The sequence below is a fragment of the Bacteroidota bacterium genome (genome assembly GCA_017303975.1).
In the GTDB taxonomy this organism is placed as follows: domain Bacteria; phylum Bacteroidota; class Bacteroidia; order JAFLBG01; family JAFLBG01; genus JAFLBG01.
Genome location: JAFLBG010000028.1, coordinates 15360 through 37697, shown reverse-complemented (window position 1 = coordinate 37697; position 22338 = coordinate 15360). Strand labels below are relative to the sequence as shown.

Below are 22338 nucleotides of genomic sequence, written 5' to 3'. Positions count from 1 at the left end.
TTGATTTGTGAGAAATGAGCAAAAAATATTTTATCGGCTGTCTTATCTTTATTCTCTGCCTCTTGAGTGGAGGGGTGGGGTATTCTGCCAATAAAACATTTACCGGTCCTGGAAATTTTAGCGACCCCAGCAAATGGGATTTAACTACATTGCCGATTGCGGCTGACAACATTAGAATTGTTGGTACGTGTACTCTTGATGCAGGAGCAGCAAATTTAGCGTACGGAACACTTAATGTTGGGTTTGGTGGCGTAGGCTCTTTAGTTTGGCCTGCAGCAGGAACAAATACTTTAAATGTTACTGCTGTTTCATCTTCTACAGCTGGTAGTTCCATTAACATGACAAATGGAGGAACTTTACAAATTAGAACTTCTTGGACCACAACCAATCAAACATTTACTCCGGGTACTGGTACGATTCATTGGAACAACACAGCTGCAAACACAACTCTTCCTTCTGCAATTGCCGCATATTACAATCTTATAATTAATTCAACATCTAGAAGCGTTAGTCTCGGTGTAAATACTACAATCAATAATAATCTTACACTTACAACTGGCATTTTGCAAACAAATGCGTTTCTGCTTATTGGTAATGCCACAGGCTTATTATCCTTGGCTGCGGGTACTACATTAAGATTGGGCTCAACGGCTTCTGCAACGAATGTGCCATTCCCAACTAATTTTGCTGTTGGCAATATTTCATTAAGTGCTACCAGTACTGTTACTTATCAGGCCAATACGGCAACACAAGCTATACTATCAACAATTAGTTATGGAAATTTAATTGTAAGCGGAGGTGCTTCTGTTATTAGTAAATCGCCAACAGGCACAACAACAACCGTTCTAGGTAATTTAAGCTTGGGGACAGCCAATACAACATTTGCAGTAGCAACAAATACGCTTAGTGTAACAGGAAGACTAAGTGGAGCAGGTGGGTTGTCTTTTACAACAGGGCAATTGAATATTGGAAATAACAATACACATACTGGCACATTTACTTGCGGTACAGGAACTGTTAATTACAATAGGGCAGGCAATCAAACGGTAAGAGGTACAACATATCATAATTTAATTATAAGTAATTCGGGTACCTCTACCATTGGAGCCGCAACGATTGTCAATGGCAATTTAACTATTTCCGGAGGAACACTTGCCAGCAGTACGTTTCAAATAACAGGCAACGCAACTGGAATAATGTCTATGGCAGCTAGTACCGCTCTTACTTTGGGCACAACGGCTTCGGCAACTGCGGTTAGTTTTCCAACTAATTTTACTACAGCAAATATCAGTTTAAGTAGTACCAGTACTGTTACCTATCAAGCAAATACTGCTGCACAAGTTATTTCATCTACTCCTACCTATGGAAACTTAACGGTTAGTGGTGGAGTAACCGTTATAAGTAAATCTCCTAGTGGAGCCTTAACCACCGTGACAAGAAATTTGGTATTGGGTACTGCTAATACTACTTTTGCTGTTGGTACAAATACACTTAGTATAACAGGTACACTAAGTGGGGCTGGTAGATTATCAACAACTACCGGAAGAATTAATTTGGGAGGGAATAATACCCAAACGGGTACTTTTACTTGCGGTACAGGAACGTTTGAATATACGAGTAGCGGAACACAAACGGTACGAGGTACAACCTATCATCATTTAATTATTAGCAATGCCGGCACCTCTACAATTGGTGCTGCTACAGCTGTAAATGGGAACTTAACCATTTCTGGAGGAACACTTGGTAGTAGTACGTTTCAAATAACGGGTAATGCAACGGGTATAATGTCAATGGCTGCGAGTACTATACTTACTCTAGGAACAACAGCATCTGCAACTGCAGTTAGTTTTCCAACCAATTTTACAACTGCTAATATTAGTTTGAATGCAACCAGTACAGTTACATATCAATCTAATACAGCTTCGCAGTCAATATCATCTACTCCCAATTATGGAAACCTGACAGTAAGCGGTGGCACTTCTACGGTAACTAAAGCTCCTACAGGAACTCTTACTTCTGTTTTAGGTAATTTGGTATTAGGAGCAACTAATACCACATTTGGTATTACTACCAATACTCTTAGTGTAACCGGAACACTAAGTGGTGCAGGAAGATTATCAACAAGTACAGGCAGAATTAATTTAGGCGGAAACAACACACAAACAGGTACATTTACTTGTGGCACAGGCACATTTGATTATAATGGTAGTGGCGCGCAAATAGTAAGGAATACTTCTTATAATGATTTAATTTTTTCGAATGCAGGAACTAAGACAATTGCAGCCGGAACCACTAATATAGCTAGCACGTTCACAGTTACCGGTACTGCCGCAGCTAATGCTACTGCAAATTCAACATCTATTGTTTACAACGGAAGTGGAGCTCAAAGTATCGCACAAATAAGTTACCACAATTTGTCGGTTTCTAATGCCGGTGTAAAAACACTGTTAACAGGAACAACAAACATTGCAGGCAATTTTTCAGTGGCAGGTAGCGCAACTATTGATGCTACAACAAATTCATCCACCTTAAATTTTAATGGAAGTGTAGCGCAAGCAATCAGTGGAACACAAACAGATTTTTATAATATAACTGTTGCTAATGGCGCAAGTGTTAGTCTGTCTAGCGCACAGCGATTAGTAAACGAACTTACCTTGAGTGGAACCGGACTATTTACGACAAATAATTTTTTAACATTGCTTTCAAGTGCTTCCAGAACAGCCGGTATTGCTGCTTTGGGAACACCAGCTAATTTTTCCGGGGATATAACGATGCAGCGTTATGTATCAGGAGCACAAGGATACAGATATGTTTCAGCTCCTATAAGCAATGCCACTCTGGCCGGCTTAACACCTGAAATACGAATGGATGGATTTCCTGGTGCAACAGCTCCCGGATGGTGGTGCAATGTGTATACATATAACGAAGCGGCATCAGGTAGTTTTTCAAATGGATGGACTATTCCTAGTGATATAAGCGATGCCATGATACCTGGCAAAGGATACGCAATTTACTTTTACTCTACGAATATACCTGTAACGCTAGATTTAACAGGTACTCCGAACAAAGGCCCAATTAGTTTGCCTGTAACATACAATTCAACTCCTCACGCAGACGATGGATGGAACTTAGTTAGTAATCCATATCCTAGCGCTATTGATTGGGATGCCGGCAGTGGATGGACAAGAACAAATATTCAAGGCAACACAATTTATTATTGGAATGATGCTGCACAGAATTATGCAACGTATCCGTTAGGTGGTCCAGGAATAAATGGAGGTTCTAATGTTATTCCCTCTGGACAAGGATTTATGGTAAAGGCTTCAGCTGCAAGCCCTGTTTTGGATATGACAGAGAGTGTTAAAACAAATACAAATCCTTCTACCCAGTTTTGGAAACAAAACATGAATCAGCCATTTGCAATTCAGTTGAAATTAACCAATAATCAGAATAATTATTTTGATGAAACATTGATTCGTTTTAAACAAGGAGCTACTGATAATAACGATAGCTTGTTTGATGCTTTAAAAATAGCAAGCGGCAATCCTAGCACTCCTTATTTAAGTACAGAGACAGACGATTCTGTGCAGGTTTGTATTAACACCTATTCAGACTCGTTGCAATACTTTTCAATTCCTATATATGTAAAGGCGGGCGTTAATGGAACGTACACACTAAGAAAAACGCTGATGAATTTACCTGATAATAAAAACTGTGTAGTGCTAGAAGACCTTATTCTAGGCTCAAAAATTAATTTGAATAATGATAGTGTTTACATGTTTTCATTAAATACTTCTGTAAGCGCAGTAAAAAGATTTATGTTGCATATTATTCCGCCTCCGGTAACATACGCTACAATAGCACCTCTTTGTTTTGGCCAATCAAATGGGGCAATTGTTGTTTCGTCCTCGCAACAAGGTATTTGGAATACAACTCTCCGAGACTCTACAAATGCTATAGTTTATCAAAACAATTCAATCTCTCAGCCTCTCGATACCATTAAGAATTTGTCGTCCGGCAGTTACTATATCAGTTCTGTCAATTCAAATAGTGTTTGTGGTGCGAGCATTGATACCGTATTACTTGTAGATGCGTTGCCTCTGGAGGTTTCAGAAACACTTACAAAGGCATCGTGCACAGAAATAGCTAACGGTGCAGTTTCTATAACAGTTGGTGGTGGAACAATACCCTATTCCTATGTTTGGAGCAATCAAGAAACAACAAGTACTATCAGCTATTTGAGTGCAGGCAATTATAGTGTTATTGTTTTTGACAGCAACATGTGCCGTGATACCTTCAATTATTATATTAATGCAGATACTACCCTAACTCTTGCAAATTTTAGTTTATTGCAAGATACATTAGTACTTGTTAATGGGCAAGCTAACCTGCAGTTGACTAATAATTCAGCAAATGCTTCAAACTATATGTGGGATTTTGGAGATGGATTTCAATCTACAGATTCAATTCCTTTGCACATTTATAATCAGCAAGGGAATTATGTCATAAGGCTCGTAGCCTATGACAATAGTGGTTGTCCTGACACATTGGAAAAAATCATTACAATACTAAATCAACAAATTTTGCAGACAGATGCAGCCCATACACTAGATGAGTTAAGAATTAGTGCCACCAACTCATCAATTGTTCTTTTTGATGTTAGCAATCTTTTTGCAAATGGTGGTACTTTTAAATTGACAAATTTACTTGGACAAAAAGTAATAGAAAAAGAATTTGCGAAAGAAACATCAGGAGAGTACATGTACAATATTCCACGCGTTCCAACAGGGTTTTATATGGTGGTAATAGAAACACCTAATAGAATATTTACAAAAAAAACATATATTGAATAGGTAAAATGACAAAGGTTATTTATAAAATAGTAGTCGTACTTTTTTCTGTAATCTCTATATCTGGTTACACTCAAAGCCTTGCAACATATACCGTAACTAGAAGTACAGGAATAAGTTATACCTCTATTGCCTCAACTGGTACCCCGGTAAGTAGTTGGCGATATGTTGGTGGTTTTAGTCAAGATGATAATAGAAGTAACCTGACAAATATTGGCTTTGATTTTTGGTATAACGGGACTAGATATACTCAGTTTAATGTATCTACAAATGGCTACATAGATTTTTCTTCATCAACAGCAGATGGTGGTCCTACAACCGGTGCCTATGGATATGATAATACACAATTTTCAGGTGCGGGTACTACCCCCGGTTCTGGAGGTACACTGTTGGCACTTGCACCCATGTATGATGATATGACCACACAAGGTGGTGGCGATCCGTTAGGTAGTAGTATAAAATATGAAGTAAGCGGTTCTACCCCTAATAGAGTTTTAACGGTAGAGTGGATTAATATGGCAGTATATGGCAATACAACACCCGATCTTAATTTTCAGGTAAAGTTATACGAAACATCAGGTGTAATTGAATTTGTATATGGAACGATGACTCCGGGTACTGCAGGATGGTCATATAGTTGTGGTATAAATGCAGCCACAGTAAGTGGTACTGCCACGTTGGCTCAGCTAAATGCGCAACAAACGGCCAATACCGCTACCTTTAATAACGGTGAAACACATACGCTTGCAACCATTCCTGCTTCAGACTCTAAACTTACTTTTACTCCTTCTACACCCGCAGCTCCGTCTGGTTCACTTACATTCACCGGAGTTACAAATGCAGGAATGACTTTAAATTGGACTAATTGGGCTACCAATGAAGTTGGCTATGCTATTTACCGTTCAGAGGACGATGTTACATATACATATATTACTCGAACCGCAGCCAATGCCACAACATCTGCTCAAACAGGATTGTTGCCAAGCACCACTTACTATTGGAAAGTATATGCAGTAACAGAAGGTGCTGTTAGTGCCGAATTATCAGGCAATCAAGCAACACTTAATGCAGGTACTATTACCTCTACTGTATCCGGAAACTGGAATTCAGGAGCTACTTGGAGTTCAGGTACAGTACCTACTTCTGTTGATAATGTTACAATTGCTGATGGGCATACGGTAACTATAAATTCAAATGCCTCGTGTTTTAATCTTACTGTTGGTCAAGGTACTAGTGGAGTTTTGAGAATTGGAAATAATACCACAATACGAACTATTACGGTTACAGGTGATATAACAGTAAGCTCTGGTGCAACTTTTGATGTGAATACAGCTTCTAACACAACTCATGTAATAAATTTATCTGGGGATATTGTAAATAGTGGTACTGTAAATATGGCTACCGATGGAAACAGTTTGGCAAATATTACTTTCAGTAAAAATGGAAGTCAGAGTATCAGTGGTAGTGGAGGAACAAGTAACTTCAACCGTATCACAACGAATATGGGAACTTCTGCCAATAATATTTTAGATATTACAAGTACTAATTTTTCCGCGGCCTCAAATTTTCTTACGATAACAAATGGCACATTTAAATTATCTACTGTTAGTTCATTAACGGTAACGCCTTTTTCTGGAGCTGCTGCCGTGCCTACAACGGGAGGTTTTTGGATTAATAGTTCTACTGCAACTGTAAATTGTTTAGGTACAATATCTCTTTATGGAGGAATAAAAGTAAGTTCCGGCACTGTTAACGTGGGTGATGCAATAAATGAAAACATTACTTCCTATGGAGGGTCCCTAGAGATAACAGGAGGTGCATTGAATATTGCAGGTCGATTAGATAGGGTTAACAATGTTACTATTACCACCTTTCTAATGTCCGGAGGTACTCTTACTGTGCCAACAATAGGTTCGACAACGGCTGCACTTGCGCCATTTCAGATGGATGTAGTTGGTTCTATATTTACTATGTCGGGAGGAACTATTGTTATTCAGCAATCCGGTGCAACAAATTTAGGGTTTTTAGCTTCTGACGGAATACTAAATGTTACAGATGGTACACTTCAAATTGGCAATGCGTCAACTCCCGTATCACAAACAATTCAAATAAATTCGGCCGTTTCATTAGCTAATTTAGTTGTGAATAGTTCAAATGCAACAGCACAACTAGCTTCTGCATTAACGGTTTTTAATGATTTTACAATTAGCTCCGGAGCTTTTAATGCAAATAATTTTGCATTCACACTTGGCAGGCATTGGTCTAATAGTGGCACTTTTACCCCAGGCACTGGTACAGTCACATTCAATGGTACAGGCACACAGAATCTTACAAAATCAGGTGGGGAAACGTTTTATAATCTTACATTAAATAAATCGGCAGGTAGTTTAGTGCTAAATAATAATGTTGGTGTAACAAATATTCTTACGCAAACAGCCGGAATTGTTTCTTGTGGGTCGAATACGCTAACAGTTGGAACTAGTACGGCTTCTGTGGGTACATTTAATTATACCGCAGGAACCATTGTAGGAAAGTTTAAACGCTGGATAAACGCAACCGGTGTAGCTATTGTATTTCCTGTTGGAACAGCATCATACAATCGAAAAGCACAACTTACTTTTACAAATTTAACAAATGGTTCTCTTACCACTGAGTTTGTTTCTACAAATCCAGGTGCAAGTGGCTTACCAATTTCAGATGGAGGTTTTAGTATCGCAAATCAATTTACAGAAGGATACTGGGATTTAACGGCAGCAGATGGATTAGCAAGTACAAATTATGCCTTAGAGCTTACCGGTACAGGATTTACAAGTTATACCATTAAACCATCCACTCGAATTTTATATAGAACGACTTCTGGAAATCCGTGGTCTATGAACGGGACGCATGTAGCGGCAACTAGCCCAATAGCTAAGCGAAGCGCACTTAGTGGACTCTCGGCTCAATTTGCTCTGGGTAGTGCTGCTTGTTCTGCATTTAATGTTTCCTCTATTACAGGCTTAACATCAGTGTGTACAAGTACATTAGGAGTAGCTTATTCCGTTACAAATACTCCAGGGAATATTTATACATGGTCGATTACCGGTGGTACACAAGCAAGTGGTGGCACTACTAATTCTATAACCGTTAATTGGGGTGGAACTGGAATGATAGGATACGTGCAAGTGGTAGAGCAAAACGATTGTGGAGATAATAACACAGCAGTTACTTCTACTGTAAATATAAATCCAATTCCAACATCTACTATTACCGGATTGGCTTCTGTAGCAAGTTTACAATCTGGCGTATCTTATTCGGTTACTAATGTTCCGGGTTATACATACAATTGGACAATAACAGGTGGGACACAAGCAAGCGGAGGAACTTCCAATGCTATTACCGTTAATTGGGGAACCGCAACTCCTACAGCCAGCGTAAGCGTTAACGTTACTAGATTGTGTGGCGCAAATGAAATAGTTACATTACCTGTGGTTGTGCGTGCTACGATTGTGAGTACCACATCAGGTAACTGGACTGCTGGTGGAACTTGGGTTGGTGGTGTAGCGCCTGTTGCTGGAGATTACGTAGAGATTGCTGCAACTCATACCGTAACGATGAACGCTAATCCTGGTGCTTGTACAAAATTAACCATTAATGGAATTGCAAATTGGACTGCACCAAATACAACCAATGTGGGTACAGGAGGAATTGTAATAAGTTCAACTGGAAATATCATTGGTTCTGTTGCAGGTGTTCTTACAAGTACAGGTGGCTTAACACTCAACTCCACACTCTCAAGTTCGTCAGTTGGCATTTTACTACAAACAACTGCAGGGCAAACAATCAGTGGAAATGGATCATTAGCAAAACTAACTGTAAACGCAACTGCGACCAACACTGGGACTCTTAGTGTTACTGGAACTTTAGCTGGTTCGAGCACTTTAACTAACAGTACAAATTCGGTTTTAAATATTGGCGCAACAAGCTTTACGCTTACAGGCATTGATGCATCTGCATCGGGCAATACAGTAAATTATACAGCATCTTCCGCACAAACTATCAGGGGCATAACTTACCATCATTTAGGCGTTTCAGGGGCTGCTGTAAAAACACTAGGTGGAACTGCCACGTTAAATGGTAGTCTTGCCATTACTAGTGGAACCTTAGATGTAAGCTCTTCTAATTATGCTTTGAATGTTGCAGGAAACTGGGACAATAGTGGTGCGTTTACACCTCGATTTGGAACGGTTGTTTTTACAGGAACACTTTCTCAAAGTATTACTAAAACAGGAGGAGAGACGTTTAATAATATTACTTTTAGTGGAGCAGGAACAAAGACATTAGGCAGCAATATTACAGTAAATACAGATTTAACAATTAACTCTAATAGCACGCTTTCCGCAGGCTCTAATACTATTAACCTTGCTGGTAACTGGTCTAACTCAGGAACATTTACATCAGGTACAAGTACCGTTGTTTTTAATGGAAGTAGTGCTCAAACAATTTCAGGAAGTGCTACTGCAGATTTTTATAATATGACAGTTTCTTCCGGGGCAGCGGTAAGTTTATCTACAGCGCAACGATTACTTAATGTGTTTACACTGTCCGGTACCGGAACATTTAACACCAATAATCAATTTACATTATTGTCTTCCTCCAGCAGAACGGCATCAATTGGAACCCTTGGTACTCCTGCTAATTTTTCTGGAAATATTACCATGCAACGATACGTGTCAGGTGCACAAGGATATAGATATGTAGGTTCTGCAATTAGTAATGCAACACTTGGAGGCTTAACTCCGGAATTGCGAATGGATGGATTTCCCGGTACAACGCAGCCTTCTTATTGGTGCAATGTTTATTCTTACAGTGAGTCGGTTGCAGGCGCTTTTGCAAATGGATGGACTATTCCTAGCAATGTTACAGATGCCATGGTAGTAGGTAAAGGGTATGCGGTTTATTTTTATTCTACCAATATTCCTGTAACTCTTGATTTGACTGGTACTCCAAATAAAGGAAATATTAGTCTTCCTGTAACATATAACTCGAGTAGCCATGCGGATGATGGATGGAATTTAGTAAGTAATCCATATCCAAGTGCGATAGATTGGGATGCTGGAAGTGGATGGACAAGAACTAATATACAAGGTAACACTGTATATTACTGGAACGATGCATCTCAAAATTACGCAACATATCCTGTTGGAGGACCGGGCGTAAATGGGGCTACAAATATTATTCCGTCAAGCCAAGCATTTATGGTGAAAACTTCAGGTGCAAGTCCTGTATTGAGCATGACGGAAAGCGTGAAAACCGGTAGCAATCCGGCTACACAGTTTTGGAAGCAAAATACTGTAATCCCGTATGTGCTTCAATTCAAATTGACAAACAATCAAAATTCCTACTATGACGAAACGCTCATTCGCTTTAAGCAAGGAGCAACCGATAATAACGATAGTTTGTTTGATGCACTAAAAATAGCAAGTGGAAATCCCACAACGCCTTATCTAAGCTCAGAAACAGCAGATCTTGTTCAAACCTGCATAAATACATTTTCTGATTCTACAAAGCAAAGAACCATAGCTATGTATGTAAAAGCAGGCGTAAATGGAATTTATACCTTGAAAAGAAAAGCGCTTAATCTTCCGGACGACAATACATGCGTTATGCTAGAAGATTTAGTTACTGGTGTACGTAAGAATTTAGTACAGGATTCTACATATAGTTTTTCATTGTCAACAACCCCCAATCCGGTAAAAAGATTTTTAATTCATTTCTTACCTCCGCCTGCAAGACAGGAAACTACGAATCTTTCTTGCTCGAATTCAGCAAATGGAGCAATAGCTCTTCTGCCACAATACTCTGGTAGTTGGAATGTTACTATAAAAGATAGTGCGAACAATATTGTGTATGCTAACTCAAATTTTACTGCAGCAGATACAGCTAGCGGTTTGTATGCGGGTACTTATTTTATTTATACTCAAAATACAGATAGTGTATGCGGAAGTTTTATAGATTCTACGCAAATAACAGCTCCTACACTTTTGTCAAAATCTGCCATGTTGGTAAATGCCTCTTGTGCCGGGGTTTCCAATGGTAAGATAGAACTTAGTGTTGTGGGCGGAACTTCGCCTTACACCTATTTGTGGAGTAATCAAGAAACAACTAATAAAATAAATAATTTGTCTAGTGGAAATTACTCTGTTTGGATTACGGATGCTGCAGGGTGCGTAGATACAGCAACCTATAAAATTGATGCAGACACAAATATGGTACGTGCAAATTTTCAGTTGCAAAATGATACTCTTTATTTGCAAAACGGACAAGCTCAATTGCATATTGCAAATACATCGTTAAATGCCTCTACTTATTCATGGAGTTTTGGCGATGGAAATGTTAGCTTAGATAGCCTTCCTGTTTATTCTTATTCTACAGCAGGGACCTTTATTTTAGATATGATTGCTCAAAACACCTATGGATGCGCAGATACAGCCAGTGCAACTGTTGTTGTTTTTAATTTAAGTAATACCTCTTTAAAATTAATTGATGAGGCCGAATTTAAAATATACGTGAATGCTTCAAATACTTTGATGGTAGAAACAACAGATGAAATTGTAACAAGGATTAGGTTGATAAATGAATTAGGTCAAGAGGTAAAAATGATTAACTACCTAAAGCCGTTGAAAAACGCACAGCTAAGGGTAAGTGGATTAGATGATGGGGTTTATATTATTCAAATAGAAACATCGGAAAATACTATACACAAAAAAATAATGCTATATGATATTCGATAAATTTAAAATAACGGTATTGTCTTTGTTTGTTGTAGCAAGTAGTTCTTTGTTCGCACAAGGACCACCACCACCACCGCCTTGTCCAACGCCACCATGTGCTGTTCCGCTGAGCGACCACCTATACATTTTAGCTGTTTTGGGAACGCTGTACTTTGCTTATTCACAAAAAAAAGAAAAACAAATTTAGATTTTCGAAATTTTCTCTGCCAAAATTTTTGACATCTTTGTGTTGCTTTCGTGTGTCCATCCTGCAATATGTGGGCTCATGACCACATTGTACGATTTCATTAAATATTGAAAAGGAGAGGGTAGGTCAGTTAATTCAACTTGTTCAAAGGACGATGTTTCATATTCTAGTACATCCAAACAAGCACCTTTAATTTTTCCTGACTTTAAATTATGTACTAAATCAGCTGTGTTTACTATCTTTCCGCGGGAGGTATTAATAAAATAGATGTTTTTAGTAAATGCCTTAAAAAATGAATCGTTCGCTAGATATTGCGTTTCTTGGCTAAGTGGAATATGTAACGATACAATATCACATTCTTTATAAAGTTCTTGCATGTTACTTTCTGTAACAAATTCAGTACTAAAATTTTTTAGGTATTTGTCGTACACCATGATTCTCACATCAAAGCCACTTAGTTTTTTTGCTATTGCTTTTCCAACATTCCCATAACCAATTAATCCAATTGTTTTTCCTCCAATTTCTAATCCTCTATTTTCTTCGCGCTTCCAAATACCTTGTTTTGATTCGTTATTGGCCGCAATTAAATTGTTGAAGAGACACAATAGCATTCCAATAGCGTGCTCAGCTACTGCATCGCAGTTTCCTTCGGGGGCGTGCAAACATTTTATGTTTTTCTCTTCTGCATAAGCAACATCAATGTTTTCCATGCCGGAGCCTACACGTGCTATAAATTTTAAATTCGTAGCACTATCAATAATCTGCTTGTCAATTTTAAAACGACTGCGAATTACAATGCCATCAAACAAATGGAGTTTTTGTTCTATTTCTTTTTTTGTGGATACGTAGTCATGCTCGAGTGTATGGCCTTGCTCAGATAGAAGTTGTACAAGTAAATTATCCGTGCTGTCAATAAATAAAATTTTCATTTTTAATTTATAATAATGTGCCAGCTAATATAGAAGATGCAACGGAGAAATATATAATTAGTCCGGTAATGTCAACAAGTGTTGCTACAAAAGGTGCAGACGAAACAGCGGGATCTAATCCCATTCGTTTTAATAACAATGGAAAAACAGAACCAACAATATTTCCCCATAACACAACACCTACCAACGAAATACCTACGGTTAATCCAATATACATCCAATGCGGACCAAAATCATCTACGAATGCACTCCATACGGCTACTCTTAAAAAGCCTATTAATCCTAAGCTTATTCCTAGTAATGCACCTACTTTTAATTCTTTTCTAATAATTGTCCACCAATCTCTAATGGAAACCTGACCTAGTGCAAGTGCCCTTATAACTAGTGTAGAGGCTTGAGATCCTGTATTTCCTCCGCTTGAAATAATAAGAGGTACAAATAGAGCAAGTACAACAACTTTTGCTATCGCGTCTTCAAAAAAGCTCATGGCTGTCGCTGTTAAGCTTTCTCCGAGAAAAAGAATTACCAACCAGCCTCCGCGTTTTTTTAACATACCCCAAACAGAAATGCTATTGTATGGCTCATCCAATGCTTCCATACCAGCCATTTTCTGCACATCTTCTGTTTCTTCTTCGCGAATAATATCTACAACATCGTCAATTGTAATTCGTCCCACCAATCTTCCTAGCCCATCTACAACGGGTAATACAACCAGGTTGTATTTCTCCATTATTTTGGCTGCTTCCTCTGCATCGGTATTGGTTTTTACCGAAATTATTTCAGGATTTAAAATGTCTTTTACTTTGGTTCGAAGCGGTGTAATTAATAGTTTTTTTAAGGATAATAATCCTAACAATTTATCTTCATCATCTACCACATAAACAGCATACATGTTTTCAATACCATCTGCTTGTTTTCTTATTTCGCGTACGCACTCCAATATGTTTTTATTGACATTTACACGAATAAGCTCCGTGGCCATTAAGCCTCCGGCAGTATTTTCATCGTAGTTTAATAAATCTACAATATCGCTGGCTTGCTCTGCATCTTCCATGAGAGCGAGAACCTCGTCTTGCTTTGCATCCGGCAATTCTCCAATAACATCGGCAGCATCGTCCGATGACATGTTGTCGAGAAATTGTTCTGCAATCTCTTTAGAGGTAAGTTCGGCAAGAAATTTCTCCCGAACATCTTCATCCATTTCAATAAGAACTTTCCCGGCTTCTTCCTCTTCTAGGTGTTTGTATAAAAATTTAGCTTCATCGATTGATAGTTCATTAAAAACTTCAGCAATATCTGCAGGATGAAGTACCTTTATTTGACTTTCGACAAATGCAATATCGTTGGCATGGATGGCCTCCTTTAGCTTTTCTAAATACTCTGTAGATAATTCGAATTGCATTGAAATATACCTTAGTTGGGGTACAAATGCAAAGGTACTATATTATACCTAATATATTTTAGATTTATACATCATAAATTATACATTTGCATGTCTAAAATGGTTAATACAAACACGATGAGTACTAAAATTAAATTTTCAATTATTGGACAAGGACATATCGGGAAAAGACATGCCGAAATGGTAAGACGAAATCCAAACACAGAGTTGGTGGCTGTTTGTGATGTTTTACCGAAGGAACAGCTTGGATTAACGAATCTAACAGAGAAGTATTATACTTCTGTAGATGAAATGTTGCATAACCATCCGGAGGTAGAAGTTGTAAATATTTGTAGTCCAAATGGGTTACATGCGCAGCATGCACTTAAAGCACTAGAGGCAGGAAAACATGTTGTTTGCGAGAAACCAATGGCACTCTCAAAATCAGATTGTGAAGCTGTTATATATAAATCATTGCAAATGCACAAGCAGGTTTTCTGTGTAATGCAAAACAGGTATTCTCCTCCATCTGCTTGGCTTAAAGAGGTAGTGGAGAGCAAAGCTATTGGCGATGTGTATATGGTTCAGTTAAATTGCTATTGGAATCGTGACGATCGTTATTACAAAAAAGGAGGCTGGAAAGGCTTGCAAACATTGGATGGAGGAACTTTATTTACTCAGTTTTCTCATTTTATTGATATTTTGTATTGGCTATTTGGAGATATAACTGAGATTCAAGCAAAGTTTAATGATTTTAACCACCAAACACTTACAGAGTTTGAAGATTCCGGCTTTGTAAATTTCAAATTTATAAATGGCGGAATGGGCTGTATTAATTACTCTACAGCTGTTTGGGACACCAATTTAGAAAGTAGTTTGACTATTGTTGGTAGCAACGGTAGCGTGAAAGTGGGTGGACAGTATATGGATAAAGTAGAATATTGTCATATAAAAAATTATACAATGCCTGAATTAGCTCCAACAAATCCTGCAAATGATTATGGAGCATATAAAGGATCTGCTAATAACCACCATTATATTGTAGAAAATGTGGTTGATACCTTAAAAGGCAGAACAACCATTACTACGAATGCTTTAGAAGGACTGAAAGTTGTTGATATAATTGAACGTATTTATGCGCTAAGAAGCCCCAATCGTAAATCATAATTTTTATATTTGTGCCGCTTTAAATAAAAATCCAAGAATAGAATAAAAAACATCAAAACATGTATCAAGAAATTTTAAATAAAAAAGCTCCAATTGCTGTTATTGGGTTAGGTTATGTAGGGTTGCCAATTGCGTTGGCTTTTGCAAAAAAAGTAAAAGTAATAGGATTCGATATCAACCAAAAACGTGTTGATATGATGAAAAAAGGCATAGATCCAAGTAACGAGCTTAGTAAAAAAGATTTTGAGGGTTGTGATATTACATTTACAACTTCGATTGATGTATTAAGAAAGGCTCGCTTTTTTATTGTGGCAGTTCCAACTCCAATTGACGAACATAACTTACCTGATTTAAAACCATTGGTAGGAGCAAGTACTAGTGTTGGTAAAGCCTTAAAAAAAGGAGATTATGTGGTGTACGAATCAACTGTTTATCCGGGTTGTACAGAAGAAGATTGTATTCCAGTATTAGAAAAAGAATCGGGATTAAAATTTAAAAAAGATTTTAAAGTAGGGTATTCTCCAGAGCGAATAAATCCGGGCGATAAGGAACATACCATTACTAAAATTTTAAAAGTTGTTTCGGGATGTGATGCTGAGAGTTTGGATGTAATAGCAAAAACGTATGAGATTATTGTAGAGCCTGGCACACATCGTGCATCAAGTATAAAAGTTGCTGAGGCTGCTAAGATTATAGAAAACACACAACGTGATGTGAATATTGCATTGATGAATGAGTTGTCTATTATTTTTAGCCGAATTGGTATTAATACATTTGATGTGTTGGAAGCTGCGGGAACAAAATGGAATTTCCTTAAATTTTTCCCGGGCTTAGTTGGGGGGCATTGTATTGGTGTTGATCCCTATTATTTAACCTACAAAGCAGAAGCTTTGGGTTATCATGCACGTATTATAAATTCCGGTCGTTACGTAAACGATTCAATGGGGGGATATGTGGCAAAAAATTTAGTAAAGAAGATTATTGCAGCAGGAAAAAATATTTCAAAATCAAAAGTGTTGGTAATGGGTGCTACATTTAAAGAGAATGTTAGCGACATTAGAAACTCGAAAGTAGCGGACATTATTAAAGAATTAAAATCATACAGTGTAAAGGTTGATGTGGTTGACCCGCATGCTGATTCTGATGAGTTAAAACATGAGTATGGTTTTGGTTTAAATAAAATGGGTAAAGGGTATGATGGAGTTATTTTAGCGGTAAACCATAATGAATATTTAAAGCTGGACGAAAAATACTTTAAATCTATTTTAGGGAAAGGAGGAGTATTGGTTGATGTTAAAGGAATTTTAAGAGGTAAAATAAAAGGATTGACTTATTGGAGTTTGTAAATTTTTCTAGAGGTTATTTACAAAACCCTTCCAACGCTTAAAACCGTGGAAGGGTTTTGTGTTTAAATAAGATTAACCAATTTTAAATCCAATTACACATACATCATCTACCTGTTCTAAATTACCCCGCCAAGCATCGAAGGAGCTTTCTAATACTTGTCTTTGTTCGATAATAGTTAAGTTTTGAATGTTTAGTAATAGTTCTTTAAATTTTTTGTACATAAATTTTTTCCCTTTCGGTCCGCCAAATTGGTCGGCATAGCCGTCAGAGAAAATATAGAATGTATCGTCCGGCATGGCAGATATGGTATGCGTGGTAAAATTTTTTCTTCCTTCAAAAAAACCAATAGGCTGCTTATCTGCTTTAAGCTCAAATAGCTGATGTGTCTCTGTGCTTATTAATGCTTTTGCTTCGGGTAAAGGTGTTCCGTATTCTTTTTTTCTGATAATATACAATGGGTTTTGTGCTCCGGAATAGCTTACGGTTTTGTTTTTGAAATTAATTGCACACAAAGCCATATCCATACCATCTCTTACAAACGTGGTGTCATCATGCCTAAGCGTTTCTTCTACTAAACTATTTAGTTTGTCCATTATTTTCCCGGGTACGGTTAAGCCAAATTCATTTACAGCACGCAATAAGCCATCGTTTCCTACAATACTTACAAACGCACCCGGAACACCGTGTCCAGTGCAATCTACGGCTGCTATGAGCAAATGGTCTCCTTGTTCGTGAAGCCAATAAAAATCACCGCTCACAATGTCTTTGGGTTTGTAAAAAACAAACGACTGTGGTAATACATTGTATATTTTTTTCTTGCGTGGTAGAATTGCATCTTGAATTCGTTTGGCGTATAAAATACTATCTGTAATGTTTTTATTAGTTTGCTCAATTTCTTTAAATGCAAAGGCGAGCTGTGCATTGTTTTTTTCAATGGTGCTGTTTTGTTCTTTTATTTTTCCGTTTGAACGCACGATGCGCAAGAACGCATAAATAAAGCCTATAGCTACTAATAGATATATCGTGTAGGCTAAATTAGAAAGGTGTAGTGGAGGATTTATCGTAAATTTGAACGAAACAGGCTCTTTGTTCCAAACACCATCTCCATTTTCTGCCAATACCAAAAATTCGTAATCTCCAGGATTTAGATTGGAAAATAGAACTGTTGTTTCTGTTGTAGAATGCCAATCCTTATCATGGCCTTTTAAAGTATACTTGTATTTAACTTTTGTAGGTAATGTATGGCTTACACCAACATAGCTAAAGGATAAATAATTTTGTCCGGAGGTAAGAATTAAATTGTACGGAAGTCCATCTGTGCCTATGGAGTCGGCATACTCTTTCCAATTGGTAGGTTGCGCGTACAATCGAATTTCTTTTATTCGTGTTTGTGGTGCTAATTTGTTTTCTCTGTCGTATCTCGGATTGTATATGAATAAACCATCTTCGGTTCCTATGTATAGTTTATTGTTGTACCATTTTTGTGCTCTATGGCTTACAGCTGTATTTGTAAAGCCATTAGCTTGGTCGTATTTTTTTATTAGAACAAGTTTGTTATCGATGAGTTTATATTTATATAGGCCACTTTCAGTACCGATAAGAATTACCTTTTCAATGCCAAAACTTATAGATGTTGACTCTTTGATGTCGTCTTTGATTTTTTGGTACATAAATCGTCCAGTACTATTTGCATATTTATATATGCCATCCTCTGATAATGCCCAGACAAAGCCGTTTTCTTCTGCTATATCATAGATTTTTCTATTCGAAATACCATCGCTAATGGAAAAACTTCGTACAATATTTTTTGAGATGTTTAAAATGCCTGTTTCACTTCCAATCCACAATGTTTTATCTTCATTCGTGAATAATTTATTGACAACTAGATGAGAAAAATGTGAAGGATGGTACTCCAACATCGTTTTACCCTCAATTCTCCAAATTCCTTTGTTGGTTGCAACTAGTATTTCCCCATTGAAGCTTATTATATCATTTATTCTGTATTCTTTTTCTTCTGTATTTTTAGGTGTAATGATATGCCACTTGTTGTTAAGTAAAATAGAAATTCCATTTTCTGTTCCGATATATATTTTTTCATTGTCTTCGTATAAGCATCTAATTTTTTCGTGCGTCAATCCATTCTCGTTACCTCCTTTAAATACTTTTGTATTGTTATTAGGTGCAATTCTAAGTAGATGCTTGGAAGTAGCCAACCATAAATTCCCATTTCTATCGAGCAGCAAATCGTTTATCGATTTTCCTATGGAATCAGTAACAATAGTTTTTTTTGAAAAAGAAAGGTTGTTTAAAACCGATAGGCCCGATTCTTTTTCAGCCTTTGATCCTAGCCAAATGTTTTGCTCATTATCTATAAATATTTTCCAAATATCCTTATTTACTAATCCATTTTCCTTTTTTAGTATTAAATCTAACGAGTCATTTTCTAAATGATATACACCTTCGTTTGTTCCAATCCAAATGGAATTAAATCCATCTCTCCAACAACCATATAGATAATTACCTTCTTGGAAGTATTGTTTAGAAATTGGATGTTTTTCTAGCTTTTCATTTTTTAATACGTACAAACTGGTGGAGGTGGATATCCATTTTTCTTGTTTTGAATAGTCGAATACATTGAAAATGAAATTTTCGTCCAGTCCATTATCAACCGTATATTGTTTTAATTCACTGCCGTCATACTTAAATGCTCCAGCCCCCAGTGTGCTAAACCAAATAGCCTTGTTGCTATCTTGCATGATATCAAATACAAAGCTTTTGTCCAATTCCTTGTGCAAGGTTTTTGTGGTAATTTTTGTTCCCTCCAATTGATTTATTCCCCTGCCGGTACCTATCCATATTTTGTTATTGGAGTCGATAAATACTTTATACACCCTGTAATGCGAAAGTCCAAAATTTTCGTCTTGTTTGCGTTCGCGGTAATTGGTTATTTTTCGATTTTTTATTACAGACATTCCGTTGTTGGTACCTACGTAAATAGTACCCTGTTTATCCCCGGTAATACTATATACCACATTGTCTGCCAAGCTGTCTTTGGTAGTAAGGTGCTCGAACGATTTGCCATCAAATTTGTTTATCCCGCCTCCATTGGTCCCCATCCAAACTACACCATCTTTGTCTTGGAAAAAACACAATATTTGGTCGTTGGACAATCCACTTTCTACATTGTAGTTTCTGAAATTAAAAGTTTGAGAGAAACAAGCTAAGCTAATAACGAATTGAATGGTAATAAGTACGTATAATCTCAGAAGATGTTTCACCGGTTTTATTTGAACACTAAATTAAAAAACTCTGCTCACATATTCTAGTAATACGAACTCTTTAATCAAAGTGGAGATTAGATCTCTTTCATAATTTAAGATGAATAAAGCGCTGAAAGTATTTAAAATATTGAACTTTAGCGCTGTCATCCTGAGCCTGTTGAAGGATTTGGGAAAGCTTACCCGCACACTTCGACATGCTCAGTGTGACCAATACCTTATAAGTTGATTAAAAAATGTTGTATTGAATTATGACGGAAGTCTATTCCCTCTTTCGAGGGTATGACAAGAAGGTAATTTTCTATTGATTTTAACCCGTAATTTGACAGTAGAAGCTTTTGAAAAAAGCGCACTATCTGTCTTAGTACGAGTGACCCCACTTAGTATAACAAAGGTTTCATTACTTATTCAAAACACTAAAAGCCTTACTAATATTTAGTTTTAGGTAGTTGTATTTTCCAATTGCCTATTTAGGGTTGAAACTAGATTTTATAATACCCTTGAAAGCGGGTATCTAAGCTTGTTAGTTGCTAAATAAGCAGATTCCCTCTTTCGATGGAAAGACATACTACTGCAAGTGTTTTTTAAATAGTGTTAATTTAATTTAGAAATTGGTAATGTAACCTGATTTTTAGAAGTAGTAATTTTTACAAAATACAATCCTGCGTTAAGTTGGTAAGAACTTACATCAATAGATAGTTCCTGTAAACCTTTGGTTTGGTATTGTTTGTTTACAATAGTTACCGGACGACCAAGCATATCTACCAATTGAATAGAAACTAATTCGTTGTCATTTAACAAATAACTTAAATTTAGTTCGTTTGAAATAGGATTTGGATATGCATTTACCGCAAAGCTATTTTGTGAATAGGTTTTAACAGTAAGTCCAAGAATATTGTTGGCATGTATAGAGTCTCTACCAATGGTAAAATCAAGATTAGTGATGGATGTACTTGAAGCGTTAATTGTTAGTGGATAGGTAGAGGCCATCGGTAAACCTGGAATATCTATAAACAATTCATACGTGCCGGTATCTAATTTGTTAAATTGAAACATACCATTTGCATCTGTTCTGACTTCGTTGGAAGGTTTTCCAATGGCCCCAGAACCACCACATGGGCATTTTTTTATAATGATGTCAACACCAGGTACCGTACCACTTAATAAATATGGCGCATCTCCAACAGAGGGCCCATTTTTAGATACGCCTAAATTTATGTTTAATTGGCCTCTTAATAGTTGAGTAGAGTCATTCCCATTGTGGTATTGCAATACAATTGGTTTTGTAAGTGTAGTGTCGCTTTTGTTTATAAGGGTATTAATGGGAGTAACTTTTGTCCAATCAGTAGAGTCGCCATAGTAGGTGGTAAGCGCATTGTAATATGGACTCACGCTATTATCTGGTCTAAAAGAAATACGGTACTCGCCATACGGGATAGAGTCGAACTGGTAGTTTCCGTTAGCATCTAATGTTGTTCTGGCTAATATATCATCTTTAGAAAAATTAGAATGTTCGCGGTATAAATAAACTTCACAAGTAGGGCACATACTATTTGTAATTGCAGTATTGTTGCTGTCTAGCACGGTTCCTTTAATGTAGCCATTGTCAACAGGTAGTGTGTACCAAGAGAAGGAGGGATATTTATTTTTATTGATAACCGCAAAATGCTGAAGTAGTAATACATTTGAACCAAACGTATTATTTCTTAAATAATAATAACGGATAAATGTGTCTAGCTGACTATAAACAAGTAATGATTTCGTTTGATCAAGGAAAATGCTGTCATAATTAAAGTTCCATTCTTTTATTAAAAGTACATCATTAAATGTGCCAACAGGTGTTGTTAGTGTTCCGTAACCAATGGCGGTATCAACTTTTATTTTTGTTTTCTCTCCATGTACGTGGGTTGGAACCATGGTAATGGTATTTGAAATTGGAGAATAAGCCTTAAGCGTATCACGAGCTGTACTTAAATAGGTAAAATTAGCAGGAGTCATAAATTCCGGGTCGGTAGCAATTGCAAACGTGTCTACACTTGCTTGAATATTGAAAGACCCAACTCCCCAAACTCCAGATGTATCAATTCTAAAGAAGAAAAAACTAGAATCGGCATCTTTAAATGGTGCGCCTAAGAAAGACACGTGTGTTGCTGTTGGAAAATATTTTGAATAGGGTTTGCAGCGCACATCATTGGTGTCGAATGTTTCCAATAGATACGTGCTAGTTGTTGGTGTAAAAACACCTGAATAATTCCAAGTTTGATTCGCTCCAGTTGCAGGCTCAGCCATTGTCATAGGCCAAATTTTGTACACCTGCTTAATTGCTGTACCTCTTACAGGTAGGTAGGTTCCTTCTAGTTGAGGTGCTTGAGCAAAAAGGGTAGTAATAAAAAGTATGTAGATAGACGTAAATATATGTTTCATTT

Annotated in this window: 9 protein-coding genes; 4 read left to right on the top strand and 5 right to left on the bottom strand. The window is 37.1% G+C overall.

All coding sequences use genetic code 11. The features are described from left to right. Nucleotides 1-14 precede the first annotated feature (14 nt). Both J0M08_09975 and J0M08_09970 read left to right on the top strand, forming a co-directional pair. Nucleotides 15-4853: a PKD domain-containing protein gene (locus tag J0M08_09975; protein ID MBN8703382.1), complete on the top strand. Its 4839-nt coding sequence runs from the start codon at nt 15-17 to the stop codon at nt 4851-4853. Nucleotides 4854-4858: 5 nt separating this feature from the next. Continuing rightward, a complete protein-coding gene (locus tag J0M08_09970) occupies nt 4859-11623 on the top strand; it encodes a T9SS type A sorting domain-containing protein (protein MBN8703381.1) in 6765 nt (2254 codons plus the stop codon). On the opposite strand, the gene J0M08_09965 is transcribed toward J0M08_09970, so the two are convergent. From J0M08_09965 to mgtE, 3 genes are read right to left on the bottom strand one after another with little or no spacing between them, the layout of a single operon-like run. After that, nucleotides 11606-11749 carry a hypothetical protein gene (locus J0M08_09965; GenBank protein MBN8703380.1) on the bottom strand — a complete coding sequence of 48 codons (144 nt, stop codon included), beginning with the start codon at nt 11747-11749 and terminating at the stop codon, nt 11606-11608. The genes J0M08_09970 and J0M08_09965 overlap by 18 nt on opposite strands. A gap of 57 nt (nt 11750-11806) precedes the next feature. Continuing rightward, the gene (locus J0M08_09960; protein MBN8703379.1) at nt 11807-12739 is read right to left on the bottom strand and encodes a hydroxyacid dehydrogenase; all 933 of its coding nucleotides are present in this window, start codon (nt 12737-12739) and stop codon (nt 11807-11809) included. Between the two features lie 7 nt (nt 12740-12746). Further along, nucleotides 12747-14141, bottom strand: coding sequence for a magnesium transporter (gene mgtE / locus J0M08_09955; protein ID MBN8703378.1), 1395 nt, complete (start codon nt 14139-14141; stop codon nt 12747-12749). 117 nt (nt 14142-14258) lie between these two features. On the opposite strand from mgtE, the gene J0M08_09950 reads away from it, so the two are divergent. Then, nucleotides 14259-15287, top strand: coding sequence for a Gfo/Idh/MocA family oxidoreductase (locus J0M08_09950; GenBank protein ID MBN8703377.1), 1029 nt, complete (start codon nt 14259-14261; stop codon nt 15285-15287). A 59-nt stretch (nt 15288-15346) separates the two neighbouring features. Then, entirely contained in the window at nt 15347-16633 is a 1287-nt protein-coding gene (locus J0M08_09945) for a nucleotide sugar dehydrogenase (protein ID MBN8703376.1), read from the top strand. Nucleotides 16634-16705: 72 nt separating this feature from the next. Here the strand turns inward: J0M08_09945 and J0M08_09940 are convergent, their stop codons facing one another. Beyond that, nucleotides 16706-19912: a SpoIIE family protein phosphatase gene (locus J0M08_09940; GenBank protein MBN8703375.1), complete on the bottom strand. Its 3207-nt coding sequence runs from the start codon at nt 19910-19912 to the stop codon at nt 16706-16708. 594 nt (nt 19913-20506) lie between these two features. Beyond that, a complete protein-coding gene (locus tag J0M08_09935) occupies nt 20507-22336 on the bottom strand; it encodes a T9SS type A sorting domain-containing protein (protein MBN8703374.1) in 1830 nt (609 codons plus the stop codon). Nucleotides 22337-22338 lie beyond the last annotated feature (2 nt).